29 protein-coding genes are annotated in these 26,748 nt (G+C 62.7%); 18 read left to right on the forward strand and 11 right to left on the reverse strand.

The features are described 5' to 3' along the window. Positions 1 to 22: 22 nt before the first annotated feature. The 3 genes from Q0603_RS17615 to Q0603_RS17625 form a co-directional block, all read right to left on the reverse strand. Complete coding sequence (locus Q0603_RS17615) at positions 23 to 778, reverse strand: MBL fold metallo-hydrolase (protein ID WP_298728152.1); 756 nt, start codon at positions 776 to 778, stop codon at positions 23 to 25. Between the two features lie 245 nt (positions 779 to 1,023). After that, positions 1,024 to 1,515 carry a hypothetical protein gene (locus Q0603_RS17620; protein ID WP_298728154.1) on the reverse strand — a complete coding sequence of 164 codons (492 nt, stop codon included), beginning with the start codon at positions 1,513 to 1,515 and terminating at the stop codon, positions 1,024 to 1,026. A gap of 35 nt (positions 1,516 to 1,550) precedes the next feature. Further along, the gene (locus Q0603_RS17625) at positions 1,551 to 2,855 is read right to left on the reverse strand and encodes an MmgE/PrpD family protein (protein WP_298728156.1); all 1,305 of its coding nucleotides are present in this window, start codon (positions 2,853 to 2,855) and stop codon (positions 1,551 to 1,553) included. A 102-nt stretch (positions 2,856 to 2,957) separates the two neighbouring features. Here Q0603_RS17625 and Q0603_RS17630 point away from each other — a divergent pair, with 102 nt between their 5' ends. The 10 genes from Q0603_RS17630 (at position 2,958) to Q0603_RS17675 (ending at position 13,105) form a co-directional block, all read left to right on the forward strand. Next, complete coding sequence (locus Q0603_RS17630; protein WP_298728158.1) at positions 2,958 to 3,800, forward strand: YdcF family protein; 843 nt, start codon at positions 2,958 to 2,960, stop codon at positions 3,798 to 3,800. A 58-nt stretch (positions 3,801 to 3,858) separates the two neighbouring features. Then, positions 3,859 to 5,037 carry a lytic murein transglycosylase gene (locus tag Q0603_RS17635; protein ID WP_298728160.1) on the forward strand — a complete coding sequence of 393 codons (1,179 nt, stop codon included), beginning with the start codon at positions 3,859 to 3,861 and terminating at the stop codon, positions 5,035 to 5,037. A gap of 114 nt (positions 5,038 to 5,151) precedes the next feature. Beyond that, on the forward strand, positions 5,152 to 6,144 hold the full coding sequence (locus Q0603_RS17640; protein ID WP_298728162.1) for a septal ring lytic transglycosylase RlpA family protein: 993 nt from the start codon (positions 5,152 to 5,154) through the stop codon (positions 6,142 to 6,144). After that, positions 6,122 to 7,303, forward strand: a complete 1,182-nt coding sequence (locus Q0603_RS17645; protein WP_298728164.1) for a D-alanyl-D-alanine carboxypeptidase family protein — start codon at positions 6,122 to 6,124, stop codon at positions 7,301 to 7,303. Before Q0603_RS17640 ends, Q0603_RS17645 begins: the two co-directional genes overlap by 23 nt. Further along, positions 7,300 to 7,956 carry a dTMP kinase gene (gene tmk / locus Q0603_RS17650; protein ID WP_298728166.1) on the forward strand — a complete coding sequence of 219 codons (657 nt, stop codon included), beginning with the start codon at positions 7,300 to 7,302 and terminating at the stop codon, positions 7,954 to 7,956. Before Q0603_RS17645 ends, tmk begins: the two co-directional genes overlap by 4 nt. After that, positions 7,953 to 9,086: a DNA polymerase III subunit delta' gene (locus tag Q0603_RS17655; protein WP_298728168.1), complete on the forward strand. Its 1,134-nt coding sequence runs from the start codon at positions 7,953 to 7,955 to the stop codon at positions 9,084 to 9,086. The genes tmk and Q0603_RS17655 overlap by 4 nt, the downstream gene beginning before the upstream one ends. Before the next feature lie 37 nt (positions 9,087 to 9,123). Next, the gene (locus Q0603_RS17660) at positions 9,124 to 9,897 is read left to right on the forward strand and encodes a Crp/Fnr family transcriptional regulator (RefSeq protein WP_298728170.1); all 774 of its coding nucleotides are present in this window, start codon (positions 9,124 to 9,126) and stop codon (positions 9,895 to 9,897) included. A gap of 185 nt (positions 9,898 to 10,082) precedes the next feature. Beyond that, on the forward strand, positions 10,083 to 11,075 hold the full coding sequence (locus tag Q0603_RS17665; RefSeq protein WP_298728172.1) for a tripartite tricarboxylate transporter substrate binding protein: 993 nt from the start codon (positions 10,083 to 10,085) through the stop codon (positions 11,073 to 11,075). Positions 11,076 to 11,124: 49 nt separating this feature from the next. After that, positions 11,125 to 11,601: a tripartite tricarboxylate transporter TctB family protein gene (locus Q0603_RS17670; protein WP_298728174.1), complete on the forward strand. Its 477-nt coding sequence runs from the start codon at positions 11,125 to 11,127 to the stop codon at positions 11,599 to 11,601. Positions 11,602 to 11,605: 4 nt separating this feature from the next. Beyond that, a complete protein-coding gene (locus tag Q0603_RS17675; RefSeq protein ID WP_298728176.1) occupies positions 11,606 to 13,105 on the forward strand; it encodes a tripartite tricarboxylate transporter permease in 1,500 nt (499 codons plus the stop codon). On the opposite strand, the gene Q0603_RS17680 is transcribed toward Q0603_RS17675, so the two are convergent. The 6 genes from Q0603_RS17680 to Q0603_RS17705 are packed head-to-tail and all read right to left on the reverse strand — an operon-like array spanning position 13,080 to position 17,542. Beyond that, positions 13,080 to 13,865 carry an alpha/beta hydrolase gene (locus Q0603_RS17680; protein WP_298728177.1) on the reverse strand — a complete coding sequence of 262 codons (786 nt, stop codon included), beginning with the start codon at positions 13,863 to 13,865 and terminating at the stop codon, positions 13,080 to 13,082. The two genes, Q0603_RS17675 and Q0603_RS17680, sit on opposite strands and share 26 nt — an antisense overlap. A 10-nt stretch (positions 13,866 to 13,875) precedes the next feature. After that, positions 13,876 to 14,250, reverse strand: coding sequence for a hypothetical protein (locus Q0603_RS17685; RefSeq protein ID WP_298728182.1), 375 nt, complete (start codon positions 14,248 to 14,250; stop codon positions 13,876 to 13,878). Then, the gene (locus Q0603_RS17690) at positions 14,247 to 14,612 is read right to left on the reverse strand and encodes a MaoC/PaaZ C-terminal domain-containing protein (protein ID WP_298728184.1); all 366 of its coding nucleotides are present in this window, start codon (positions 14,610 to 14,612) and stop codon (positions 14,247 to 14,249) included. The genes Q0603_RS17685 and Q0603_RS17690 overlap by 4 nt, the downstream gene beginning before the upstream one ends. 3 nt (positions 14,613 to 14,615) lie before the next feature. After that, positions 14,616 to 16,115, reverse strand: a complete 1,500-nt coding sequence (locus tag Q0603_RS17695; protein ID WP_298728186.1) for a long-chain fatty acid--CoA ligase — start codon at positions 16,113 to 16,115, stop codon at positions 14,616 to 14,618. A gap of 9 nt (positions 16,116 to 16,124) precedes the next feature. After that, positions 16,125 to 16,901 carry an enoyl-CoA hydratase/isomerase family protein gene (locus Q0603_RS17700; RefSeq protein ID WP_298728188.1) on the reverse strand — a complete coding sequence of 259 codons (777 nt, stop codon included), beginning with the start codon at positions 16,899 to 16,901 and terminating at the stop codon, positions 16,125 to 16,127. Next, positions 16,898 to 17,542 carry a TetR/AcrR family transcriptional regulator gene (locus Q0603_RS17705; RefSeq protein ID WP_298728190.1) on the reverse strand — a complete coding sequence of 215 codons (645 nt, stop codon included), beginning with the start codon at positions 17,540 to 17,542 and terminating at the stop codon, positions 16,898 to 16,900. The genes Q0603_RS17700 and Q0603_RS17705 overlap by 4 nt, the downstream gene beginning before the upstream one ends. A gap of 311 nt (positions 17,543 to 17,853) precedes the next feature. Between Q0603_RS17705 and Q0603_RS17710 the strand changes: the two genes are divergently transcribed. The 8 genes from Q0603_RS17710 to Q0603_RS17745 all read left to right on the forward strand — a co-directional run bounded on the left by Q0603_RS17710 (position 17,854) and on the right by Q0603_RS17745 (position 24,747). After that, a complete protein-coding gene (locus Q0603_RS17710; RefSeq protein WP_298728192.1) occupies positions 17,854 to 19,050 on the forward strand; it encodes a substrate-binding domain-containing protein in 1,197 nt (398 codons plus the stop codon). A gap of 54 nt (positions 19,051 to 19,104) precedes the next feature. Then, on the forward strand, positions 19,105 to 19,875 hold the full coding sequence (locus tag Q0603_RS17715) for an ABC transporter ATP-binding protein (protein ID WP_298728194.1): 771 nt from the start codon (positions 19,105 to 19,107) through the stop codon (positions 19,873 to 19,875). Then, complete coding sequence (locus Q0603_RS17720) at positions 19,872 to 20,597, forward strand: ABC transporter ATP-binding protein (protein WP_298728197.1); 726 nt, start codon at positions 19,872 to 19,874, stop codon at positions 20,595 to 20,597. The genes Q0603_RS17715 and Q0603_RS17720 overlap by 4 nt, the downstream gene beginning before the upstream one ends. Next, entirely contained in the window at positions 20,594 to 21,616 is a 1,023-nt protein-coding gene (locus Q0603_RS17725; protein ID WP_298728199.1) for a branched-chain amino acid ABC transporter permease, read from the forward strand. The genes Q0603_RS17720 and Q0603_RS17725 overlap by 4 nt, the downstream gene beginning before the upstream one ends. 12 nt (positions 21,617 to 21,628) lie before the next feature. Further along, complete coding sequence (locus tag Q0603_RS17730) at positions 21,629 to 22,711, forward strand: branched-chain amino acid ABC transporter permease (RefSeq protein WP_298728201.1); 1,083 nt, start codon at positions 21,629 to 21,631, stop codon at positions 22,709 to 22,711. Further along, complete coding sequence (locus Q0603_RS17735; protein WP_298728203.1) at positions 22,708 to 23,550, forward strand: alpha/beta hydrolase; 843 nt, start codon at positions 22,708 to 22,710, stop codon at positions 23,548 to 23,550. Before Q0603_RS17730 ends, Q0603_RS17735 begins: the two co-directional genes overlap by 4 nt. Positions 23,551 to 23,604: 54 nt before the next feature. Further along, on the forward strand, positions 23,605 to 24,111 hold the full coding sequence (locus Q0603_RS17740) for a Fur family transcriptional regulator (protein ID WP_298728205.1): 507 nt from the start codon (positions 23,605 to 23,607) through the stop codon (positions 24,109 to 24,111). 162 nt (positions 24,112 to 24,273) lie between these two features. Next, positions 24,274 to 24,747, forward strand: a complete 474-nt coding sequence (locus Q0603_RS17745; RefSeq protein WP_298728207.1) for a YbaK/EbsC family protein — start codon at positions 24,274 to 24,276, stop codon at positions 24,745 to 24,747. Between the two features lie 3 nt (positions 24,748 to 24,750). Here Q0603_RS17745 and Q0603_RS17750 read toward each other — a convergent pair whose 3' ends face one another. After that, complete coding sequence (locus Q0603_RS17750; protein ID WP_298728209.1) at positions 24,751 to 25,506, reverse strand: enoyl-CoA hydratase; 756 nt, start codon at positions 25,504 to 25,506, stop codon at positions 24,751 to 24,753. 46 nt (positions 25,507 to 25,552) lie between these two features. Beyond that, on the reverse strand, positions 25,553 to 26,734 hold the full coding sequence (metC, locus tag Q0603_RS17755) for a cystathionine beta-lyase (protein ID WP_298728211.1): 1,182 nt from the start codon (positions 26,732 to 26,734) through the stop codon (positions 25,553 to 25,555). Positions 26,735 to 26,748 lie beyond the last annotated feature (14 nt).

Raw genomic sequence — 26,748 nt, forward strand, 5'->3', positions numbered from 1 at the left:
GCCGGCGCCGATGCGGGTGCCGTCAATGCGGACCGGGCAGGACCAGAACGGTCGGCTTCCTGGGCAGGCTGGCGCGGGAGACCAGGGTGGTGGCGCTGTCGTTCAGCTTGATCTCATGTCCATCCAACCGGGCCAGGAAGCGCTCCAGCGTCGCCTCGCTGAAATAATGCATCGGGATGACCAGCGGCGCCTTCACTTGGTCGACCACCTCCCGCATCTCCACAATGTTGAGCGTGAAGCCGCCATCTACCGGCACGAACAGCACGTCGATCTTGCCGAGATCGGCCAGGTGTCCGGGTGTCAGCTTATGATGCAGATGCCCGAGATGGGCGATGCATAGGCCGGCCACGTCGAAGATGAAGATCGAATTGCCGTCATATTCCGTGGTCTCGCCATAGCCGCGGATGTTGGTCGGCACGTTGCGCACGCGCATGTCCTTGAGCTGGACATTGTGCCGCGCCGGCTTGCCGTCATGCGGCCAGCCGCGCAGGACATGCAAAATGGCAGGGTCCGGCGCATAGCTGAAATGCGTGCTGTGCGCATGGTTCATCGTCACGATGTCGGGCCGCACCGGCGGCTGGATGTAATCGTTGTAATCGGTAGCGGCGATCACCCCTTGAGGGCTCTCGATCATGAAGGTCGCATGGCCGATGAAGGTGATGCGGGCGCTGTTTTCGGGGATGGCGGCCAGCCGCAATGCGGCAGGCATCACACGCGGCGCCAATTCCGCTACGGCGCCAAGGCAGGCGGCCATCAGCCGGCCGGGGAAAAGCATCATGACAACGAGGCAAACAACAACGCAAACGGCGACGGACACGGCCTGGCGGCGGAACATGGGTCACCTCGGGTATGGGCAGTCGGATTAGGCGGTCGAAATCGCTTCCCTGACGATAGATAGTTTTGGCGATAACTTGGGTACAGGCCGCCTTCTGCGCAGGCCCGGCCGCGTCGTGCCGGCCTTGATGCGATCCTAACGCCACCTTTACGCAGGCGGGAAGCGGCAAAAATGCTGAACGCGGATTGTCAGCGGCAGAGTGGGATCTGCTCTCGCAGCAGAATTCCGCCCAGCCGGGCGTAATATTTAAAACCTGCCCATTTTTCGGTCTTCAGACGGTCCATCAGATCATAGGTCTGCTTGCAGACTCCGTCGTTGACTTCGACCGCCTTGATGGTTGCCACGACGGAATCCGTTTCCCATTGCTGCATCTGTCGGCGGTTGGGGTAGATGCGGCTGATTGCCTGGCGCCGCAATTCGACGGCGGCGCGCAGGCGATCGCCATGCTCCTGATCGAAGCGGTACCATTCCTCCAGCGCCGCCTGACCTTTCACCGGATCGGCCAGGGCGCAGCGGCGCAGGATCTCACGGATCTGCATGCCGGTGCGGACTTCGGCTTCGGCTTCGGCTTCCTTTTCGTTGAAGCAGAGCTGCTTGCCGCTTTGGGCAGGCGTTGCTTGCTGCGCCCAGCCCGGGGCGGCAAAAAGCAGCAGCGCGACAATTCCCAAACGGCCGATCACAATAAAACCTATCGCTGAAAACCAATCGCTGAGCGTTACTGCCCAGCCTCCGGCAGGGCCGGGATCGGAGCATCATCGGCCAAAGCCATTACGGAATTGATAAAGCCGTCGACATCGCGCACGCCGCCGAAGGTGAGCAGCATCGCGGCTTTTTCCCGCATCGCGGCCTCATCCAGCGGGTTTTCCGGGTCGCCAAAGGCATGTTCACGCTCCGCCGTCAGTTCGGCGCCGTCGCCCAGTTTTGCCGTGACGCGGGCGCCCCAGGCCTTGGGGTAGCGGCTCAGGAAGGGTTCGGCAGTCTGCACCGAAACCGTTGCGGCCTGGGCGGCGAGGCGGGCGCGGGCATCCGCATCGAAGCTGCTGAAATCGACCTTGCCGTCAGTGATTGCGGCGGCTGCGGTATGCTGCAGGGAGAATTTCGCCTCATATTCGCTCTGCGGCGCCACGCGGTCGCAGACGTCCAGCGCGGCCTGATAGGTCGCGACATGGATCTGCTCGACCTTGCGATTGCCGACCTGGCGCGCAATTTCCAGCCCCGCATCGATCACCGGATGGGTATGACGGCAGCAGGGCCAGGGCTTGATCGAGGTCAGCCGCAACTGCCAGGGCGCGTCCGGCTCGACCAGCAGTCGTTCCGGCTTGGGATCGGCGCAGGTCGCGGCAAAGAAGCCTTTTTCACCCTCCAGAATTTTCGGCGGGCCGGAAAAGCCGCGCGCGGCCAGATCGGCGGCCAGCAGTCCGGCTTCCGCTGCGCGGCCAGCATGCAGATGCTTGCTCATCGCGCCGGTTTCCAGGAACTGCCAAAGACCTGAGGATTGCGTGCCGGCATTGCCCAGCGCGTCGGTCATCGCTGCATGGTCGAGGCCCAGCAGGTCGCCTGCCGCATAGGCCGAGCCGAAGGGCCCGCAGGTGGCGGTATTGTGCCAAATCTTGTAATGCGCCGGCCCCACTGCCATGCCGACGCGGCAGCAGGCTTCAAAGCCGCGCAGGATCGCAGCGAGAAGGGAGCGGCCGCGCACAGCGCGCCGCCGTGCCAGTGCATATGCTGCGGGCACCACGACGCAGCCCGGATGCACCACGGAGGCGCGATGCAGATCGTCCACCTCGAGGATATGGGTCAGGCCGCCCAGCAGCAGGGCTTCGCGGCCCATGGTCAGCGGCTCGCTGGCCGCCCAGTCGAGCAGGATCTTGCCCGGCTTGGTGTTGCGGCCCGCCAGGGCGTTCGCCAGTGCATCCAGGGTGAACAGGGCGGCGGCGCGATAATCGTCATCGCTGATCGGCCGGGCGGCGATCAGGGCGGCGAGGCGGCCGGTCAGCGAGAGGGTGAGGGGAGCCGTCATGGGAGCGTCTTTCCGAATGTCGCAACAATCCTGAAGCTTAACCGAAATTTACCACCTTAAGAGCCAAAGTCACCGGCTGATCCGGCGGGCTGGCGAATCCCTATGATTGTGTATCTCGGCAAAATCCTATGGTGGCTTGCGAGCCCGGCCAACCTGCCTTTCACCCTGGCGATCGTGGCCTTGCTGCTGATCTGCTGGCGGCGCAGCCGTGTGCTGGGGCGGCGCCTTGGCATTGCGGCATTAGGCTTGTTGCTGGTCCTTGGATTCCTGCCGGTGGGCGATGCAGTGCTGCGCCCTCTGGAGGAATATTTCCCGCCGCAGCCGCTGCCGAACAAAGTCGATGGCATCATCCTGTTGGGTGGCAGCGAAGAGGTGGAAATCGGCGAATTCCGTGGCCAGGGCGAGTTGAACAATGCCGGCGACCGTTATGTCGCCTTCGCTGCGCTGGCATGGCAATTTCCCGAGGCGCGGCTGGTATATACCGGCGGCGGCGTGGACTGGGGGCGTACGAAGATCAACGAAACACATATCGCGCGCGACGTTCTGGCCAAGCTGGGGCTGGACCTGCAGCGCGTTCTTTTCGACGACAAATCACGCAATACCGCGGAAAACGCCATTTATGCCAAGGCGCTGGCGCAGCCTAAGCCGGGCGAGACCTGGCTGCTCGTCACCTCCGCCATGCATATGCCGCGTTCAATAAACTGCTTTCTGGCGGTCGACTGGCCGGTTATCCCGCATGTCGTCGATTACCGCACCGGACGGTTCTTCAGCGAATTCAAGCCTGCAGTGAATTTGCTGCTGCTGGATGGTGCCGTGCGCGAGTGGATCGGCCTGATTGCCTACCGCCTGCTGGGACACACGCGGACCATTCTGCCACCGCGCGTTCAAACGAGTGAGAAAGCCGCAAATGTTGCACCGCAAGGCTTTGCCGCGGCGGCTGTGTAAGGTAACACCCCCAGATGCGTTTGTTTTGGTGCGATTCGGAGGACTGATCATGGGGCGGATGCGAGTTGGGTTCGTGGCATTGGCCTTCGGTCTGGTTGCCGCCTGCGGCGCCAGCCAGTCGCCCGCACCCGAAGCCGGCGCGACCGTCGCATCCTCCGCACCGACGGCGCCCGCCTCCGTGACTGAGCAGACGGCCGCTCCGGCGAATGAAACGGTTACGGCTGCTGCACCCACCCCACCGGCGAATGCAGCAGCATCGGTTGGCGCTCAAGCCCAGTCTGTTTCTTTCGATCGCGCTGCCTTCGACAGTTTCCTGTCGGAAATCCGTGCCGAGGCATTGCAGAAGGGGATCAAACCTGCCGTCCTCGACGTCGCGCTGGCTGATGTCGAGCCGGTGATGCGCATCATCGAGCGCGATCGCAATCAGGCCGAATTCAAACTATCCTTCACCACCTATCGCGACCGCGTGATCACGCCGGCAAATGTCGCCCGCGGCCAGAAGCTGCGCGACGAGCATCAGGCTTTGCTGCGGCAGGTGGCGCAGCGCTACGGTGTGCAGCCGCGCTTCATCCTTGCGATCTGGGGCATCGAAACGCGCTACGGCGCGGTGAAGGCGGACGTGCCGCTGATTCATTCACTGGCGACCTTGGCCTATGACCGGCGCCGCTCGGCCTATTTCCGCAACGAATTGTTCGCCGCGCTGACCATGCTGGACCGTGGTTACATTGATCTTGCGACCATGAAGGGGTCTTGGGCCGGCGCGATGGGCCAGCCGCAATTCATGCCGACCAGCTATCTGGCCTATGCCGAGGATTTCGACGGCGATGGCCGCCGCGACATCTGGGCCAATACCGGCGATGTCTTCGCCTCCATCGCCAATTACCTCGCCAAGCATGGCTGGACGACCGCGCAGACCTGGGGACGCGAGGTGAAGGTGCCGGCATCGCTGCAATCCCGGCTGGGCGAGTTCGCCCGCGAGGGCAAGTCCGGCTGCCGCGCCATCGATCAGATGAGCAAGGATCTGCCGCTGACGGAATGGGAAAAGCTTGGCGTGCGCCGGCCTGATGGCGGCGAACTGCCGAAGGTGCAGGTCAGCGGCGCGCTGGTGCAGCCCGATGGCCCCGGCGGTCCGAGCTTCCTCGTCTACAACAATTACCGCTCAATCCTTCGTTATAACTGCGCCCACCATTATGCGCTGACCGTCAGCCTCCTTGCCGACCGGCTGGGGGACGGGTAGTATGCCCAACATATAGCTATGCATTACAAACTATACGCCATCCCTTGCTTTCTCCGGGGGGGTCGGGGGGTCGCCCGAACCGCTTGGGCCAAGTCTGTCCGTCCTGTTGTTCTGGTGGCCGGAGCCTTGCTGGGGCTGGCCGGATGCGCCGAGACGGCCCTGGTGAATCATGCCGCGAAATCGCTCGGCCGCGGCGATACCCAGGTGGCCGGGCCGGCCCGCGGCGGCGTCTACAAGGTCGGCAATCCCTACCAGATCAACGGCGTCTGGTATTACCCCAAGGAAGATCCGAACTACGACGAAACCGGCATCGGTTCCTGGTATGGTGAGCAGTTCCACGCCAAGGTAACCGCCAACGGCGAAATCTTCGACATGAACGAGGTGACGGCGGCCCATCCGACGCTGCCGATGCCCTCGCTGGTGCGGGTCACCAATCTGGAAAATGGCCGTTCGATCGTCGTTCGGGTGAATGACCGCGGACCTTATGTGAACGGCCGCATCATCGATCTGTCGCGCCGGTCTGCTCAGTTGCTTGGTTTTGAGCGGCAGGGCACGGCGCGCGTCCGCGTGCAGTATATCGGTCCGGCCCCGCTGGCCGGCGGCGAGACCATGGTCGCCTCGCGCAGTGTCGGCGGTGACGAACGGCCCGCAGCCGCGCCGCGCGCAACCGTGTCGGCGGAAGCCCTGCCGCCGCCGCCCGGCGTCAAAGGCCGCAGCGCGGATGTAACAGCCCCGGCGCAGAGCCAGCCGTCGCCCATGCAGATCCTGGCAGCGCAGAATCCGAAGTCGGATGCTGCCGAAGCTCCCAGCGTCAACCTGGCTGCTGCCCCGGCGATAGACCTGGCTAATCAGAAGGTGGAAGTCGGCCCCGCACGCGGCGGACAGATCTATGTGCAGGTTGGCGCCTTCACGGTGCACGAGAATGCGCATAAGCTGGCCGCGCGGATGTCGGTGATCGGCCCGGTCGGCGTCAGTTCGACATTCGTGAACCAGCAGGAATACTTCCGTGTACGGCTTGGGCCATACGATCAGGTCGCCGCAGCCGACCAGGCCCTGCAGCAAGTGATCTCTAGCGGACATACCAATGCGCGTATCATTGTGGATTAAGAGTGTCGCCGCGACGGCCTTTGCCGTCGCTTTGGCGTTGGCCAATCCTGCCGCCGCTCAGCTTGGCCAGGTCGATACGACGGCGCGGCAGATGATCCTGGTCGATTACGATACCGGCGCGGTGCTGTTCGAGAAGAATGCCGACGAACTGATGCCGCCGTCGTCGATGTCGAAGCTGATGACCGCCTTCATGGTCTTTGAACAGCTTGCAGCCGGCAAGCTCCGCCTCGATGACGAATTCCCAGTCAGCGAAAAAGCCTGGCGCATGCAGGGCTCGAAGATGTTCGTGCCGCTGGGCGGCCGGGTGAAGGTGGAAGACCTGCTGCGCGGCGTCATCGTGCAGTCGGGCAACGATGCCTGCATCGTGCTGGCCGAAGGCATCGCCGGCACGGAAGAGCGTTTCGCCGAGATGATGAACGAGCGTGCGCGCGAGCTTGGCCTGACCAAGAGCGTGTTCCGCAATGCCTCCGGCTGGCCGGACCCTGAGCATGTGATGACGACGCGCGAACTGGCGCTGCTGGCCAAGCACATCATCCAGAAGTTCCCGCAGTATTACGGCTTCTATTCCGAGAAGGAATTCACCTACGGCATCGATGCCGCGACCAAGAAGCCGATCACGCAGGGCAACCGCAATCCGCTGCTGTACAAGAGCATCGGCGCCGATGGCCTCAAGACCGGCCATACGGAAGCTGCAGGCTATGGTCTGACTGCCTCTGCCAAGCGCGGCGATCGCCGCCTGATCCTGGTGGTCAATGGCTTGAAGAGCATGAACGAGCGTTCGCGGGAATCTGAGCGCCTGCTGGAACTGGGCTTCAGCCAGTTCGACAATTACAAGCTGTTCTCGGCTGGCGCGGTGGTGGATGAAGCCGATGTCTGGCTGGGCAGCCAGTCGCGCCTGCCGCTGATTGTCGAGCGCGATTTGACTGTCACCATGCCGCGTCAGGCCAGAAGCGGCGTCAAGGTGACCGTCACCTACGACAACCCCATCCCGGCACCGATCGTGAAAGGCACGCCGGTCGCGACGCTTACGGTCGCCGGCCGCGAAGGCACGCTGGTGGAAATGCCGCTGGTGGCTGGCGCCGATGTGGAGCTGCTGGGCTTCACCGGCCGCGTCGGCGCGGCCGTGAGCTATCTGCTGTGGGGCGCGAGCAAGCAGTGAGCCTGTCTGCCTCCGGCCGATTCATCACGCTGGAAGGCGGCGAGGGCGCCGGCAAATCGACCCAGATCAAGCGTCTTGCAGCAAGATTGCAGGATTGCGGCATCGAGGTGGTGCTGACGCGCGAGCCGGGCGGCACGCCCGGCGCCGAAGCGATCCGCGGCCTGCTGGTCAGCGGCGATACCGGACGATGGGATGCCGTCACCGAAACCCTGTTGCATTACGCAGCCCGGCGCGAGCATGTCGAGAAGACCGTCAAGCCCGCCTTGCATCGCGGAGCCTGGGTCATTTCGGATCGCTTCGCGGATTCCACCATGGCCTATCAGGGCTATGCCGGCAGCGTCGGACGCGAGACGGTGACGGCACTGCATCGCCTGGTGCTGGGCGAGTTTAAGCCGGATCTGACACTGGTGCTCGATCTTCCCGTTGAGATCGGACTGTCCCGTGCGCGCAGCCGGATGCAGGGACAGGCTGCGGCGGAAGATCGTTACGAGCGGATGGGCACTGCGTTCCATGAGGCGCTGCGCTCCGCATTCCACGACATCGCCGCGCGCGAGCCCGGACGCTGCCGGATCATCGATGCCAGTGGTGATATGGATGCAGTGGCAGCCGCGATCTGGAAATCGGTCGCCGGCCAGTTCGGACTAAAGCCATGAGCGGTTACGATCCGCAGGAAGCGGCAACCTGGGCGCCGCGCCACACCTCCGTATTGTTTGGCCATGAGACTGCCGAGAAAGCGATGCTGGAAGCCTGGGCGAGCGGCCGCTTGCCGCATGCCTGGCTGATCACCGGTCCGCGCGGCGTGGGCAAGTCGACGCTGGCCTTCCGGTTTGCACGGTTTCTGTTGGCCAATGGTCCAGCCAGCAGTTTCGACAGCGGTCCCAGCCTGTTCGGCGATGCGCCAGTTCTGCCGGATAGCTTGGCTATCAGCGAGGAGCATCCCGTTTTCGCGCGCGTCGCCAGTGCGGGCCATGCCGATTTGATCACGGTGGAGCGTAGTTGGGACGACAAGGCTGACCGCTGGCGCGGCGACATCGTGGTGCAGGATGTGCGCGCGGTGATCGACCGCTTCGGCATGACGGCGGCAGAAGGCGGCTATCGCGTCTGCATTGTCGACGCCGCTGACGACATGAACGTGAATGCGGCCAACGCGCTGCTGAAGATTCTGGAAGAGCCGCCGCCCAATGCCGTGCTCCTGCTGGTGAGCCATGCGCCCGGCGGCCTGTTGCCGACGATCCGTTCACGTTGCCGCCGTCTGGCGCTGAAGCCGCTGGATGATGCCGCCCTGGCACAGGCCATCGACCGCCTGCTGCCCGATCTGGATGCCACCGAGCGGCGCGGATTGGCCGTGCTGGCGGAAGGCTCGCCCGGCCGGGCCGTCCTGCTGGCGGGGCAGGGCGGTCTGAAACTGCTGCATGGTCTGCTGGAAATGGTCGGGCAATTGCCCAAGCCCGATATCGCCAAGCTGCACAGCTTCGGCGACGCGCTGGCACGCGACCGGAGCGGTAACGGTTTTCAACTCATGGGAGAATTGTTTCGCTGGTGGCTTGCGCGACTGGTGCGAGCCGCGGCGGCCGGGCAGATCGGCGGCGTCGGCTGGAGCGAGATTTTCCCCGGCGAGACCGCTCTGGCGCAGAGAATGGCGCAGTGGCAGAGTCCGGTTCGCTGGGCGGAGGATTGGGAACAGATCGGTCGCTTGCTCGACCGCGGGGAATCGGTCAATCTCGACCGTAAGCAAATGTTCCTGAATCTATTCGCAGCGCTGGGGAGGGCTGCAACCCGGTAAGGCGGGTATCCCCCGCCGCCGCAGCGAGGGGGATCTGATGGTCGTCCAGAGTGGCAATACGGCAACCGGCTCGGTCGGGGCCGGCAAAGGAAAGATGCCGCAGCCAGGCTCGGATAGTCTGGAGCGGATCGAACTGCTATCCGAACTCAGTCCGGCCGCACGGCTGGAGGTCGAGCGCTCATGCCAGTGGCGGCGTTTTGCTGCGGGTGAGCAGATCCTCGACCGCAACAGCGATAGCCGCGATGTGTATTTCGTCGTCGAAGGCAGCGTTGAGGTGGTGAACTTCTCCGGCAATGGCCGCGAGATTTCTTACGCCATCGTGCCCGCCGGTGGATATTTCGGCGAGATCGCCGCCATTGACGGAGAGCGGCGTTCGGCCAGTGTTGTGGCACAGACAGCCTGCCGCTTGGCCTCGCTGCCGCCCAAGGCATTCGAGGCCTTGCTGGCGCGCGAGCCCAGCGTTGCCCTGAAGGTGATGCGTCGCCTGACCGGCATCATCCGCACCAACAACGAACGCATCATGGACCTCGCCACCTTGGGCGCGATCCAGCGCGTCTATCGTGAACTGCTCAAGATGGCTCGGCCCGATCCGATCAATGCAGGTGGCTGGATGATCTATCCCATGCCAAAGCAGCATGAGATCGCGCGCCGCGCCGCTACGACCCGCGAGACGGTGGCGCGCGTGCTCGCCAATCTGCTGCATGGCGGCCAGATGGTGCGCCGCGACAAGACTTACTATCTGACAGATCGCGCTGTTCTTGAACAGGCCATCGTCCGCCTCGACGTGCGTCAGCAGCCTTCGCTGAGCTGATATTTCGAACTGAGTCTGCAACTGACAAGTGAAGGGGCCGGTCGCGCTAAGCGCACCGGCCTCTAAGCGTACTCAGCCCCTGATTTGTCACGTTGCCTTGGCATCTTATATGGAAGATAGTAGTTGGGTAAGGCGCGCTCCAAGACGCGCCACCGAGGAAACGCAAACCAGCAGGAGGGAGTTCCATGCGTGGCATGAAAGCGTTGTTCACCGGTTTGGCTGCGGGCATTAGCGCCGTCGCACTCTTCGCAACGACAGCGGCGCAGGCTGCATGGCCCGAGCGGCCGGTGCAGGTGATCGTGCCCTGGGCGGCTGGCGGCGGCACCGATGCGACTGGCCGTATCATTGCCAAGATGCTGCAGGATGAATTCAAGCAGCCGTTCAATGTCGTGAACCGCACCGGTGGCGGTGGCGTGGTCGGCCATGCGGCGATAGCCCAGGCTCCCGCCGATGGCTATACGATCGGCGTGATGACGATCGAGATCGGCACGTTCAAATGGCTTGGGCAGTCCAATCTATCGGGCGCCAAGGATTTCACGCCGATCGCGCTCTACAATTTCGATCCCGGCGCTTTCTATGTCGCAGCAGATTCGCCGTTCAAGGATGCGAAGGATGTCATCAACGCGCTGAAGACCAATCCGCGCGTTTACAAACTGGCCTCCGGATCGTCGGTCGGCGGCGCCTGGCATATGGCTTTCGGCTCCTTGCTGCTGAAGGTCGGGATCGATCCGGGACAGTTCAACTGGATCGCCAGCCAGGGTGCCGCACCGGCCTTGCAGGAACTGGTTGCTGGCGGCACCGATATCGTTCCTTGCTCTCTGCCTGAGGCAAAGGCGCTGCTGGATGCCGGCAAGATCAAGGCGATGGCCGTGCTCAATACGGAACGGCTGCCGGCCTATCCGAATGTCCCGACCTCGAAAGAAGCGGTGGGCGTAGAGGTCCAGGCGGGCGCTTGGCGCGGCATCGGCGGACCGAAGGGCATGCCGGAAGAGGCGACCAAGAAGCTGATCGCCGCAATGGAGAAAATCCATAAGAGCGAAGAGTTCCGCAAATTCATGGCGGATCGCGGCTTTGGCCTGATGTGGAAGGCGGGGCCGGATTTCGCAAAGTTTATGGAAGAGTCGGAAGCAGAGAGCGGGCAGGTGCTGAAGGCAATCGGCTTGGCGAAGTCATCCTAAGACACCAAGGAACCTGCTCCGTCGCCAAGGCGGGGCAGGTCGCTGAGCCGTGCGATTCAACGACGCTCTTTCCGGTTTTGTGTTGCTCGCCCTTGCCGTTTTCGTCTGGGCGACGGCGGCGGGATTTCCGAAGTTGACGGGTGCGCCTTATGGCGCGGCCTTCTTCCCGCAAGTGCTGGCCGTTCTGCTGGGGCTGGCGGCACTGGTGCTGATCTTTCGCGGCATCCAGGCCTGGCGCAATGGCGAAGCGGTCATTCAGGCCGGAGCCTGGGTTCGCAATCCTGCGCGCTGGCTGGGGCTTGGCCTGATCATCGGCGCCTTGCTGCTTTATTCCGGTATCAGCGCCAGCCTGGGCTTTCATGTCACGGTTTTTCTCATTGCCGCCGTGCTGATGATTTATCTCGGCGTGCGCGTCTGGCTCGCCCTGCTCGTGGCCGTCATAGCGGCTATCACGTTGTGGCTGTTCTTTGCCCGCGTGCTGCTGGTTCCTTTACCGGGCGGCGTCCTGACATCCATCCTCTGGTGAGCGCATGGACGTTCTCGGCAACGCTTTCGATTTGATTTTAGATCCATACGTTCTGGCCGTTGTCGCGCTGGCTTCGGTCTTCGGATTATTCGTCGGCGCGATGCCGGGATTGTCGGCCACCATGGCAACCGCGCTGCTGGTGCCGGTGACCTTCTTCATGCCGCCGGTGCCTGCGATTGCCGCGATCGTGAGCTGCACCGCGATGGCGATCTTCGCGGGCGATATTCCTGGCGCTTTGCTGCGGATACCGGGAACCCCAGCTTCGGCGGCTTATGCGGACGAATCCTATCGCATGACCAAAAATGGCCAAGCCAATGTCGCGCTGGGCGCGGGCCTTGTGTTCAGCATTCTGGGCGGTCTGGTCGGCGTCGCGGTATTGATCCTGGGTGCGCCGGTGCTGGCCGAGTTTGCGCTGAACTTTTCATCCTTTGAGTATTTCTGGCTGGCATTGCTGGGGCTGACCTGCTCGGTGTTCATCACACCCCAGTCGCAGGTCAAAGGCATGGTGGCGCTGCTGCTGGGGCTGCTGCTGTCCTGCATCGGGATCGGGACGACCAGCGGCCATCCGCGCTTTACCTTCGACAATCTGGAACTGATGGGCGGCGTGCCACTGATTCCGGCCTTGATCGGCATGTTCGCTTTGCCGGAAGTGATCCGCTACGTCCTGTCGGAGGACCGTCACCTGCCGCTCACGCAGCGGCGCTTCGGCAAGATACTCGCGCCGCAGCTTGATTTGCTGCGCCGCTACTGGCGGGGTCTAGTGCGCGGCTCACTGATGGGAACTGTCATCGGCGCGATGCCGGGGGCAGGCGCCGATATCGCTGCCTGGGTCAGCTATGCGCTGTCGAAGAAATTCTCCAAGACGCCAGAGAAGTTCGGCCATGGTCATCCGGAAGGGATCGTGGAATCCGGCGCATCCAACAATGCCGCCTTGGGCGGGGCATGGATTCCGGCGCTGGTCTTCGGCATTCCAGGCGATTCCATCACGGCCATCGCCATCGGGGTGATGTTCATGAAAGGGCTGACGCCCGGCCCGATGATCTTCATGAACAACCCAGAAATGCTGTATGGCGTATTCTTTGCCTTCATCCTGGCCAATCTGCTGTTGCTGCCCTTCGGCTGGGCGGCGATCAAATCGGCCGGCTATCTGCTGGCCGTGCCGCGGCCGATTTTGATGCCGCTGATCCTGCTGTTCTGCATCGTCGGCGCCTTCGCCAGCAACAACACCGTTTTCGGGATCATGACGATGCTGGCGCTGGGCCTGATCGCCTATCTGATGGAGGAAAACAATTTTCCCGTGGCGCCGATCATCCTGGGATTGGTGCTCGGCCCCATGCTGGAGGAGAATTTCCTCAACTCCATGCAGAAGACCCAGGGCGATCTGATCGGCTTCATCAACCGTCCCATCGCCGGCACCCTTGGCGTGTTGACAATCCTGCTCTGGCTGTCGCCGCTGCTGATGCGCCTATGGCGGAACGTCAGAGTGCAGCCAAGAACGTCTTAAGAGCCGCATTATAAGCAGCTGGCTTCTCCAGATGCGGCGTATGGCCGGTTCTTTCCAGGCAGATCCGCCGGGCGCCGGGAATCTGCGCTTCCATCCATTCCGCCACCGCAGGATCGTAAAGCTGGCTGTCGCTGCCATGCAGCAGCAGGACTGGTAAACGCAGGCGTGGCAGCAGGGTGCGGTGGTCCTGCTCGGCCAGCGAAGCCCATAACGCAGCCATCGCCCGTCCGTCATTGTTGACGATTTCGCCACCGATCCAGTCATACAGTTTCTGATCCGGCCGCTGCGTGCGGGCAAACAGGCGGGGCAAGGAGCCTGTCGCATAGCCAGCCCAGTCGGCTTGCATTGCCTGCAGCACTGCCGCGTTCTGTGCTGCGTCGAAACCATTGCGGATGCCAAGCCGCCATTCGAAATCGTTGACGATCTTCGCCGTCATGTCCTCAATCACGAGGCCATCCAGCGCTGCGCTGCCATGGCGGGCGATATAGTCGAAGGCGACCATCGCGCCCATCGACCAGCCGACCAGGATGACGTGCTGCAGGCCTCTGGCGGTGATCGCTTCGTGCAGGCGATCGGCGAGATGCGGAATGCTCAGTTCCGTCAGCGGCGCGATGCTGCGCCGGTGCCCCGGCAGATCGGGGACCAGCACATGATGGCTTTCCCGGAAGGCCTCGACCTGCGGCGCGAAATAGCCGCCATGGCTTGACCATCCATGCAGGAAGATCAGCGGCCGTCCCTGTCCCGCTTCGGCAACATACATGGGGAAAATCTCAGGCGCCGACATCCCTCACCAGAACCAGCGCGCGGCCGCGGCAAATGACAGTACCGGATGCATCGGTGCAGATGGTGGAAAGATCGGCGAGATGCTTTTCGGGACGCAGCCGTGTGATTTCTACGGTCGCCGTGAGCGGTTGTCCGATGGGAGCTGCACGCTCGAACTGCATCTCCTGCTTCAGATAATTAGTACCGAAGCCCGGCAGTTCGACGCCCAGCAGGTAGGAGAAGAGCGCGCCGATCAGCGGCTCCGGCACATGGGAAAGCATCGCGTTGTCGCCGGACAGGCTTTGGAAGGCCTGCAGATCCTTTGCCGAGAAGCTGCGGGTGACGCTGGCGCGGGCGCCGATTTCGAGGACGGTCTTGGTCATGGCAGAACGATCTCGGTCTCGCCGTCCAAAACGACGGCGCCGTCATGCTTGCGGCTGGCTTTGGTGGCCAGGCGGCGGCGATTGCCGTCGCTGGATATTTCAGTGACCTCGAAATCCAGCGGCTCATCGGCATAGGCCGGATTGGGGAACATCAGGTTCTGGCTGGCCTGCCTGGCGCCGGGATACTGCTTTTGCACCATTCCCCAAAGAATCGTGTAGAGCAGCATGCCGTGGCTGACCGTGCGCCCGAAGCGCGTGCGCGCTGAGAATTCCGCATCGACATGGATCGGGTTGTTGTCGCCGCTGATCTTCGCGAAGAGATCGAAATCGGGCTGATGAAGGGTGCGTTCGATCTTGACCATGACCTATCCCGCCTTCGCCTTGCTGCGAAGGACATGTTTCTGGATTTTGCCAGCAGCGGTGCGGGGGAAGTCCTGCACCACTTCGATATATTTCGGCACTTTGTAGGCTGCGAGATTCTGGCGGCAGAAGGCGCGCAAGGCTTCGGGGTCGATGCTTTCGCCAGGCCGCGGCAGGATATAGGCGCAGCCGACCTCGCCCCATTTCTCATCCGGCACGCCCAGCACCGCGCATTCCAGCACGCCGGGGAATTTGTAGATGACGACCTCGACCTCAGCCGGATAGACGTTCTCGCCGCCGGAGATGTACATGTCCTTGATGCGGTCGACGATGTAGTAATAACCATCCTCGTCGCGCCGGGCGACGTCGCCGGTTTTCAGCCAGCCATCGCGGGTGAAGGCGGCTTCGGTGGCGGCGGGATTGTTCCAATAGCCGGGCGTGACACCCGGGCCGCGCACCTGCAGTTCACCCGATTGTCCGGCGGGCAGGGGCTTGCCGTCATCGCCCACCACGCGGACCTCGGCCAGGATCTGCGGCTTGCCGACGGAACCGATCTTAGCTTCCACATGATCGCGGTCCATCAGGAACACGGTGGGGCCGGTTTCGGTCATGCCCATGCCGTTGCAGACTTTGACGCCGCGCGCAGCGAACTGGCTGATCAGGGTGGCGGGCAGCGGGGCACCGCCGCAGCCCCAGGAGCGCACCTTGCTGAAATCGGCAGTTGCGAAATCCGGATGCAGGCTGATCGCCTGATAGATTGCCGGCACACCGAAGAAGGCCGTGCAATCGCCATTCTGCAGCGCCGCCATCACCGGATCGATCTCGAATTTCTTCAAGATGCGCACCGTGCCGCCATGGATCAGGACAGGCAGGGTATGCAGGTTGATGCCTGCGGTATGGAAGAGCGGCAGGAAATTCAGTGTCGTATCGGTCGAGATGAGATCGATCGCCTGGCCGATATTGACGGCATTGGCATAGGCCATACCTGGCGTCTGGATTACGGCTTTCGGCTTGCCCGTGGTCCCGGAGGTATAGAGCATGTACCAGATGCGGCCACTGGGCCAGGCCGTGTCGAAGTCAGCCTTGGACGTTTTTGCGATGGCTGCATCGAAATCGCTCAGCGGCAGGAGAGGGATCTTCAGTTCCGTCCCCAGCGTCGCCGCGACGGCTGCATTTTCGGTGTCATGAATCAGCAGCCTCGGCGCCGCATCCTGCACCACAGGGGAGAGTTCGGGCGCGGGTTGCCGCCAGTTCAGCGGCACCAGGATCGCCCCCAGCTTGCCGCAGGCGAACAGGATTTCAAAAAAGGCGATGTTGTTCAGGCAAAGAATGGCAACGCGGTCGCCTACTGATATGCCATTGGCCTGCATCCATGCGGCAAAGCGGGCAGCGCGGACGTCCAGTTGCGCGTAAGTCACGCTGCGGCCGCTATCGATCTCCATCAGCGCCACCCGGTTCGGCGTCAATTCCGCACGCCGGGCTGCTATGTCGAACAGGATGTCCATCCGCCCTCCCTATGCCGACTTGGCGAGGAAGCGCGCCATCCCGGCTTCGGCTTCCTCGCTGTCGATCTGTTCCATGAAACTCTGGGCTTCGGCGGCCAACGCCTCCTGCACGCGCCGGCGCTGCTCAGCGGTCAGCAGCAAAGCCTTGGTGCGTGTCATGGCTCCCGGCCGCTTGTCGAGCAGCGCTGCGATCCAATCGGCAATGACGCCGTCAATCACATCCGTAGTGGCCAGCGTGGTGGCGAGGCCAAGCTGTACGGCCTCTCCGGCGGAGATAGGCCGGTTCAGAAGCTGGATTTCCCGTGCTTTGGCAGCACCGATGCGGTCCGGCAGCAAGGCCGTCCAGCCGCCATCCGGGCTGAAGCCGACCTGCGTGTAATAAGGCTGGATGAAAGCCTGCGGGGTGACGGCGACGAGATCGCAGGCCAGCACGAAACCCAGCGAACCGCCGGTGACCGGCCCATGGATGCGGCCGATAACGGGAATGGTCAGGTCGAGCAGGGCAAGGATCGCTTCGTTCAGTCCGCCAATCAGCTTTTGGGCATAGGCGCGTCGTTCGGCGCGTGGTGTTGAGAAGAAGCCCTGCACGTCGCCGCCGGTCGAAAAGCTGCGGCCAGCCGCCTGCAGGATAAGAACGCGGGTGTCCTTATTTGCCGCAATCTGCTGCAGATGGGTGAGCAGGGAGCCAATCAGCTCCGGAATCAGGCTGTTATGCCGCTCGGGCCGATTGAGCGTCAGGCGCGCGACCGGACCTTCGATGGACAGCAATGCCAGCGGCGCAGTCATTTCGCGCGTCCGGGCGCGGCGCCCGGGGCAGGACTGAGGCCATGGGCGATCATCGCGGCTGCCGCCTCGACAATCGGCTCCAGTGGCGTTTTCGGATCCCACAGGCCATAGCGCTGGCCCAGAAAGACCGAAATGCCCATCAGCATCCAGGCGCGCACTTCAGTGGAGACGCCATTCTTGCTCGCGGCGACTTCGCCGCGCTTTTCGGCGGCAGCCAGCGCGATGCGGTAGGACTTGGCGAAGTCTGTGTAATACTGCCGGTAAACCTTCTCATCGACGAACTGCGATTCCTCGACCACCTTGTAGAGGTCAGGATTCTTGCGCACGAAATCGAGGAAGGCGCGCAGGCCCAGCTTTTCGGCTTCGAGGCGGTTTTTCGCGCCAGCCGTGGCCTCCGTCAGGTGATGACGCAGCATGCGGCCCATATGCAGGACCAGTTCGCGCATCACGTCTTCCTTGGTGCGGAAGTAGATGTAGAAGGTGCCCTGGGCCACGCCAGCCTCCGCTGTGATCGTGCTGATTGACGCCTCGGCGAAGCCGCGGCGGCCGATCTCGCGCTTGGCGGCGTCGAGAATCTTGCGGCGGGTCATTTCGCCGCGGCCAGTCTTCGGCGGCGGCAAAGAGCGTTTCCTCAGGGTCATATGCAATATGAATCAGTTGTCATGTTAGAACTCGCAGTCTGATGCCGGATTGTCAAGCCGGATTTCATAAAACCAGGCTTGACGCCCAATCCAAGCGGGGTTACGAATAACCCGAAACATGAATCAACTGTCATGTTGAGGGCCGAGCAAGCGGGCATCGGCCTGGGAGAGGCACCGGGATCACCCGGGCCTAAGAGGGAGGAGAAACGATGTTGCGCATCCTGCATGCTTGGAATCGCGTCTCCGTCGCCATTGCTGGGCCGGCGCACAGCCGGCTTGGTCTGTCCGCATCGTCGCAAGGGAGAGAATAAATGCAGCGCGTGATGAAGGCGGCGGGTCTCGCCGTCGCCCTGGCTGCCTGCGCAGCCACGCCGGTTCTGGCGGCCGATCTGAAAATCGCCTTGATCGCCGGTAAGACGGGTGCGCTCGAGGCTTATGCCAAGCAAACCGAAACCGGCCTGATGATGGGGCTGGAATATCTGACCAAGGGCACCATGACCTGGCAGGGCCGCAAGATTCAGGTCATCGTGAAGGATGACCAGCTGAAGCCCGACCTCGCCAAGTCGCTGCTGGAGCAAGCCTATGCCGACGACAATGTCGACATCGCGATCGGCACCAGTTCGTCGGGCGCCGCGCTGGCGATGCTGCCGGTGGCCGAGGAGCACAAGAAGATCCTGATCGTCGAACCCGCTGTGGCCGATGCCATCACTGGCGAGAAGTGGAACCGCTACATCTTCCGCACCGCGCGTTCCTCGATGCAGGATGCCTATGCGGCCGCTGCGGCTTTCCCGAAGACGGGCGAGGTCCACGTTGGTACGCTTGCGCAGGACTATGCCTTTGGTCGGGACGGCATCAAGGCGCTGAAGGATGCGCTCGCCGAGCTGCGTCCGAATGTGAAGGTGGTGTTCGAGGAATATGCCCCGACGCAGACCACCGACTTCACCGCCTCGGCCCAGCGCCTGTTTGATGCGCTGAAGGACAAGCCGGGCAAGAAGGTGATTGCGGTCATCTGGGCCGGCCCGCATCCGCTGCCCAAGATCGCCGACCTGAAGCCGGAGCGTTACGGCATCGAGATCGCGCCGGGCGGCAACATTTTGCCGGTGATGAAGCTCTACAAGCCTTATCCGGGCATGGAAGGCGCCGTTTATTATTACTACGACTTCCCGAAGAACCCGATGAACGACTGGTTCGTCGCCGAGCATAAGAAGCGCTTCCAGACGCCGCCGGACTTCTTCACCGCTGGTGGCTTCGCCGCCGCGTCCGCGATCCTGACCGCGGTCGAAAAGGCGGGCGGTACCGATACCGAGAAGCTGATTGCCGCTATGGAAGGCATGACCTTCGACACGCCGAAGGGCAAGATGCAGTTCCGCAAGGAAGATCATCAGGCTCTGCAGTCGATGTATCACTTCAAGGTCAAGAAGGACGGCAAGGACGAGAACGACCTGCTCGATCTCGTTCAGGTGATCTCGCCGCAGGACATGCCGCTGCCGATCCGCAACAAGCGTTAAGATTCTCTGTCACGGCCGGGGCCATTGGGCCCCGGCCATCTTTGCGTCAAGGTCATGCCCGCAACACCTGCTCTTGAAACCCGCGAACTGACGATCCGCTTCGGCGGCCATGTCGCCGTGAATGCGGTCAGTTGCGCCTTCCATCCGGGAACGCTCACCGCCATCGTGGGGCCGAACGGCGCCGGTAAGACCACCTATTTCAACCTTATTTCCGGCCAGTTGAAGGCGACATCCGGACAGGTTCTGCTGCATGGCCAGGATGTCACCGGCTTGACCGCTTCCGCCCGCACCAAGCGCGGCATGGGGCGCGCCTTTCAGCTGACCAATCTGTTTCCGAATTTGACCGTGATGGAGAATGTCCGCCTCGCTGTGCAGAGCCGGGCAGGGGCGGGCATGCAGCTGTTACAGCTCTGGAGCCATCGCGGCGATCTGATTGACAAGGCCGACAGTCTGTTGGCCTCGGTAAAGCTGCTGGACAAGCGTAACGCCATGGCCGGCGCCTTGCCGCATGGCGACCAGCGCAAGCTGGAGGTCGCGCTTCTGCTGGCCCTGGAGCCGGACGTCTTCATGTTCGACGAACCCACTGCGGGCATGTCGGTCGATGAAGTGCCGACCGTGCTCGAACTGATCCATCAGATCAAAGCGCGCGGCGACAAGACTGTGCTGCTGGTCGAGCACAAAATGGATGTGGTACGCAGCCTGGCTGACAGGATCATCGTGCTGCATAACGGTACGCTGGTTGCCGATGGCGAGCCGGCGACAGTGATCGCATCGCCCATCGTTCAGGAAGCCTATCTGGGCATTTCTCCGGAGGCCGCGGCATGAGTGACGCCATGCTGCGCCTGGAGGGCGTGCATACCCATATCGGCCGCTATCACATCCTGCACGGGGTGGATTTCACCGTGCCACGCGGCCAGCTCACCATGCTGCTGGGCCGCAATGGTGCCGGCAAGACCACCACCTTGCGCACCATCATGGGCCTGTGGCAGGCCAGCAAGGGCAGGGTGATCTTCGATGACCGCGATATCACCGCGCTGCCGACGCCCGATATTGCCTGCAGCGGCATTGCCTACGTGCCGGAGAATATGGGCATTTTCGCCGATCTCACGGTGCGTGAGAACATGATCCTGGCTGCGCGGGAGGGCGAGATCGATCCACATCGTCTGAAATGGATTTTTGGACTGTTTCCGGCGCTGGAGAAATTCTGGTCGCTGGCGGCTGGGTCGCTGTCCGGCGGGCAGAAGCAGATGCTGGCGATTGCGCGCGCCATCGTCGAGCCGCGGCAGTTGCTGCTGATCGACGAGCCGACCAAGGGGCTGGCGCCGGCCATCATCATGAACATGATCCAGGCCTTCAAGGAACTGAAATCCACTGGCGTGACGATCCTGCTGGTGGAGCAGAATTTTCTCGCCGCGAAGATGCTGGGCGATACCGTTGCCGTGATGGATGACGGACGCATCGTGCATCGCGGCGAAATGGCTGAACTGGCCGAAGACAAGGTGCTGCAGCAAAAGCTGCTGGGCCTCAGCATGGATGCGCATCAATGACCGTTGCGACCGCTACTGCCGCCGATAACGCCACCTTGCCCAAGGTGAAGATCGATTGGCTGCCGGCCATGCTGGTGCCGATCCTGGCATTGGCCGCGCTGCCGCTGGTTGGTAGCTTCTCCACCTGGGTCACGCTCACTGTCGCTGCCCTGGCCATGGGCATGATGATCTTTCTGATGGCCTCGGGCCTGACTTTGGTCTTCGGCCTGATGGACGTACTGAATTTCGGCCATGGCGTTTTCATCTCTTTCGGCGCCTATGTCAGCCTGATCGCCCTGGGGCCGCTGGCGGGCTGGGTGGCGTCGGACAATATCGGCCTCAATATCCTGGTGCTGCTGGCTTGCATCGCGGTTGCGATGCTGGTCACGGGCGGCCTTGGCTGGGCCTTTGAGCGCATCGTGATCCGCCCGGTTTATGGCCAGCATTTAAAGCAGATCCTGATCACGATGGGCGGCATGATCGTCGCCGAGCAGATGATTCACGTCATCTGGGGCGCCAGCCCGATCCCGCTTCGCCTGCCGGAAGGGCTGCGGGGCGCCATCGTCATCGGCGATGCCGCCATGGAACGCTACCGCGTCATTGCCGTCGTGCTTGGCCTGCTGGTGTTCGGCGCCATGCATGTGATGCTGAACCGCACGAAGATCGGCCTGCTCATCCGCGCCGGCGTCGAGAATGCCGAGATGGTAGAGGCACTGGGCTACCGTATCCGCCGTCTGTTCGTGGGCGTCTTCATTGCCGGATCGGCCCTGGCGGGCTTGGGCGGCGTTCTGTGGGCCTTCTATCGCCAGACGCTGACCGCCGGCATGGGCATGGAGGTCAACGTCCTGATCTTCATCGTCATCATCATCGGCGGTCTGGGATCGGTGGGTGGCTGCTTCGTCGGCGCGCTGCTGGTTGCGCTGGTGGCCAATTACACCGGCTTCCTCGTGCCGAAACTGGCACTGGGTTCCAGCATCATGCTGATGGTGCTGATCCTGCTCTGGCGGCCGCAGGGCCTCTATCCCGTGGCCAAGCGATAAGGGTTGTCAAAGATGCTGCCCGCCAATCCGCTGCACAGCCTGCTTTCCGGTGATTATCCGCGCTCCCGCGTTCTCGCCGCCACGCTCTTCATCATCCTCGTCTGCTTAGCGTTCGCGCCGTTTCTGTTCCCCGGAAGTCAGCCGATAAACGTCGCGGCCAAGATCTGTGTCTTTGTGATCCTGGTTGCCAGCTACGACCTGCTGCTCGGCTATACCGGCATCGTCTCCTTCGCCCATACGATGTTCTACGGCATCGGCGGCTATGGCGTTGCGATTGCCATGTACAATTTCAGCCCGACCTGGAGCGCGATGGGCATCGGCGTTGTCGCCGCGCTGATCCTGTCCATGGCTTTGGCGCTGGTGATTGGCCTGTTCAGCCTGCGCGTGCGGGCAATCTTCTTCGCCATGATCACCTTGGCCGTGGCCTCTGCTTTCGCCATCCTGGCGTCGCAGCTCAACGAGATTACGGGCGGCGAGGATGGCCGTTCGTACCGCATCCCCGAAATGCTCCGTCCGGGCTTCCGCCTGTTCGACGAGCCGGTGCTGGGTGTGATGATCAACGGCCGCATCCTGACCTATTACCTGATCTTCTTCTCGGCGCTGATCCTGTTTTTACTGGCTCTGCGCGTGGTGAATTCGCCATTCGGCCGCGTGCTGCAGGCGATCCGCGAGAATGACTTCCGGGCCGAGGCGCTCGGCTATCGCGTGTTGGTCTACCGTTCCATCGCCAATTGTCTCTCGGCGGGCATGGCGACACTGGCTGGTGTGCTGATGGCGATCTGGCTGCGCTACACGGGCCCGGATACGACGCTAAGCTTTGCCATCATGATCGACATCCTGCTGATGGTGGTGATCGGTGGCATGGGCACGCTTTACGGCGCGGTGCTGGGCGCTACGATCTTCATCCTGGCGCAGAATTATCTTCAGGTCCTGATGGGCGAACTGAGCGACGCCCTGGCGGCCGCCGGCATTCCCTTGTTGCCGGCCCTGTTTCATGCCGACCGCTGGCTGCTCTGGCTCGGCATCCTGTTCGTGCTCAGTGTCTATTTCTTCCCCGTCGGCATCGTCGGCAAATTGCGGCAGTTGCGTTCATGAAGCCTCAATCCCACTACCTCACCCTCGGCGGCCGCAGTGTTCATCTGCTCGAATGGGGCAGGGCGGATGCGCCGGCCGTGATCCTCTGGCATGGCTTCGCCCGCAATGCCCATGATTTCGACGATTTCGCGCAGGCTCTGGCGCCGCATTACCGGCTGATTGCCCCCGACACCATCGGCCGCGGCTTAAGCGAGTGGAGCCCGGAGCCGGACAGCGAATACACCGTCCCGTTCTATGCCCGACAGGCTGTTGAGTTGGTCGAACAGTGGAAGCTGACGCAGTTGCGCTGGGTTGGCACCTCGATGGGCGGCTTGATCGGCATGGCAGTTGCAGCCGGTCCTCTGAAGGACCGGATCAGCCATCTTGTGCTGAACGACGTTGGCCCAGCGATTGCACCGGGCGCAGTGGAGCGCATCCTGCAGTATGCCGGCACGCCGCCGAGCTTCGCTACATTGCCCGAGCTGGAGCAGTATTTCCGCACCATCTATGCACCCTTCGGCATTGCCTCCGATGCCGGCTGGCGCAAGCTGGCCGAGACTTCCGCCCGGCGCCTGCCGGATGGCCGGCTGACGCCACATTACGATCCGCAGATCGCCGCGGTGATGGCCAAGCAGGCCGCCACGGTCACCGGCGATGCCTGGCCGCTGTATGAGCAGATTTCGGCTAAGACATTGCTGCTTCGCGGCGCGGTGTCGGATCTGCTCAGCGCGGAAACCGCTACGCAGATGACCCAGCGCGGGCCGCGTGCGCGGCGAATCGACATTCCCGGCATCGGCCACGCGCCGGCGCTGGATACACCCGAGCAGATCGGCATTGTCGCTGAATTTTTGAGCCTTTAGCCCGGCCAGGGAGGCTGGGTTGGCCTGAGGCGCCGGTCGCCCTATAGTGGGCAAATGACGAGTCAAATCCACCAGCACGCCCATCAGCACCCACGTCAGCACGCCCCGGGGCACGATCACGCGGCCTGTATCGTTGATGCTCTGGCCAAGGCGGAGGCGCATTGCGCGGGCACCGGCGCCAAGCTGACGCCAATCCGCCGCCGTGTTCTGGAACTGATCTGGCAGAGCCACAAGCCGGCCGGAGCCTACGATCTGCTAGCCCAGTTGGGTGGTGCAGGGCAGAAGGTGGCGCCGCCGACCGTCTACCGCGCCCTGGATTTTCTGGTCGAGCAGGGGCTGGTCCATCGGGTCGAAAGCCTGAATGCCTTCATCGGCTGTACCGAGCCCGGCCATGCCGTGCAGCAGGAAATCTTCATCTGCAAGGAATGCGGCACTGCAACGGAAATCAACGATCCCGAATTGGGCCAGCGGATTCAGCAGGATGCGCGGGCGCTGGGTTTTGCAGTCGAACGCCAGACTATCGAGGTTGTCGGCACCTGCCGCGAATGCCGCAAGCTTTAGCACTCGTGCGGGGCGATTGCCTGCAGGCGCCGATTTGAACTTATCCTTGTCATTGGCGCTGCGCCCGATCGGGTGTAGCCTCTTGATGATCGGCAGTCTTTGCCGGAAGAACAAGACGAATGCATGCCGGCGGCTGCCACTCTGCAATGAGGAGAGCGCGCCATGGCGATTGCAAGCAGCCTGCAGCAATATCTCGAACGCAATCACATCTACTACGAAGTGATTTCGCATCCGCGCTCCGGCACCATGCGCGCCGCGGCGCATTGCGCCGGCTTGCCCGAAGATGCGGTGGTCAAGGCGGTGCTGGTCGAAGACGATGACGGCTTCATGCTGGCGGCCGTGCCGGCCTCCTGCAATGTCGAGCTGAACAAGCTGGCCAAGGTGGTGAACCGTCCGGTGGATCTGGCAACCGAGTCAGACATCGCCACGCTATTCACCGATTGCGAGCCCGGGGCGCTGCCGCCGGTCGGCGCTGCCTATGGCGTGGACGTGGTGGTGGATGACAGTCTGGATGATCGCTACGACCTCTATTTCGAGGGCGGCGATCATTGCACGCTCATCCACGTCAAGGGCGAGGATTTCGAACGTCTCATTCCCGAGGCGCGGCACGCCTCGATCCGCGACAGCGGCCGGTAGGCCTTAGCTGAATTTCGGCGGACGCTTCTCGAAGAACGCCGTCATTGCCTCGCGGGCTTCGGCCGATTTGAGCTGGGCGCGGAAATGCACACCTTCTGCGGCCATCTGCCCGGCCACGTCGCCCTTCGACTGCCGCAGCAGCTGCTTGGTCAGTCTCACCGCCGTCGGCGGCTTGGCAGCGATCTTCCGTGCAACCTGCATGGCTTCGTCCAGCAGCCTGTCTTCCGCATGGACCGCGTTGACGATGCCGTATTCCTTTGCCGTAGCAGCCGTGAACGGCTCGCCCAGCAGCAGGAGTTCGGAGGCGCGGTGATGGCCGATCATGCGCGGCAACAGCAGGGATGAAGCCGCTTCCGGCACAAGGGCAAGGTTGACGAAGGGCAGCGAGAATTTGGCGTTCTCGGCGGCATAGACGAGATCGCAATGCAGCAGCATCGTCGTGCCGACACCAACCGCCACACCCGAAACCGCGGCGATCATCGGCTTGGAAATCGTGCTGATGGCGCGCAGGAAACGGAAGACCGGCGTCTCCTCGCCGGCCGGCGGATTGTTCAGGAAATCCTGCAGGTCGTTGCCGGCCGTAAAGGCGCCGCCATTGCCGGTGAACAGGATGACGCGGACATCGCTCTCGGTGTCAGCCTTCTCTAGCGCATCGGCCAGCGAAGCATACATTGCCGAAGTCAGCGCATTCTTCTTGTCTGGCCGGTTAAAGGTGATCGTCAGGATGCCATCGGCCGGGGTGGTCAGAATCTCGGACATGATCGTTTCCTCCAGCTAAGCCGTCTGTGCGGCCTTGTGCCCATCCTCAGCCTTGCACCTTGTTCAGCCGCTCGAAGCCGGCTTTCAGATCTGCGATCAGATCGTCGGTTGCCTCCAGGCCGATATGCAGGCGGAGAAGAGCGCCGTGGTCCTTCCAAGGCTTGGCCGTGCGTAGGGCATGCGGCTTGGCCACGGTCACGAGGCTTTCGAAGCCGCCCCAGGAATAACCGATGCCAAAAAGTTCGAGGTGATCGACGAAGGCGGCCACAGCCTCGTCGCCGTATTTGCGGTCCAGCTCGAACGAGAAGAGGCCGCAGGCGCCGAGGAAGTCGCGCTTCCAGATTGCATGACCCGGATCGTCGGACAGGGCCGGATGCAGCACCCGGGTCACTTCCGGCCGGCCTTTCAGCCAGTCGGCGACCTTGATGCCGCTTTCCATATGGCGCGGCAGGCGGACGGCAAGCGTGCGGATGCCGCGCAGGCCCAGATAGATCTCATCCGGCCCGGCATTGGTGCCGAGGGCGCGCGTGCTGTCGCGCAGCTCTGGCCAGCTTTCCTTGGTGGCGATGACGACGCCCAGCATGGCATCGGAATGGCCGACGATATACTTGGTGGCCGCGTGCACGGAGAGATCGACGCCGTGCTGGAAGCTTTTGAAGTAAAGTGGCGTGCCCCAGGTATTGTCCATGGCGACCTTCGCGCCATGGCGATGCGCGATCTCGGCAATGGCTGGCACATCCTGGATCTCGAAGGTGAGCGAGCCCGGCGATTCCAAAAAGACCAGCGAGGTATTCGGCCGCATCAGATCCTTGATGCCGGCGCCGATCAGCGGATCGAAATACTGCGTCTCGACGCCAAGCCGCTTGAGCACCGTGTCGCAGAAATGCCGGGTCGGCCCATAGGCGCTGTCAGTGACCAGGATATGGTCGCCGGCCTTGACCACAGCGAGGATGGCGCCTGAGCAGGCGGCTGCGCCGGACGGGAAGCTCATGGCGCGATAGCCGCCCTCGATCTCGGCGACGGTATTTTCGAAGGCAAAGGTCAGCGGTGTGCCGATACGGCCATAGGAGGTGACCTGCTCGTCGCGCGCGCGGGCCGCATAGATTTCGCCGAGCGTCTTAAGATCGGGCTGCAGAATGGTCGAAGCGCGATAGACGGGGATATTGACGGCGCCGTGATGTCCTTCCGGGTCGCGGCCGAGAGTGGCGAGTTTGGTTTCGTCTTTCATTTTTGGGACTCCAG

This window comes from uncultured Ferrovibrio sp., assembly GCF_937960835.1.
Lineage (GTDB): Bacteria > Pseudomonadota > Alphaproteobacteria > Ferrovibrionales > Ferrovibrionaceae > Ferrovibrio.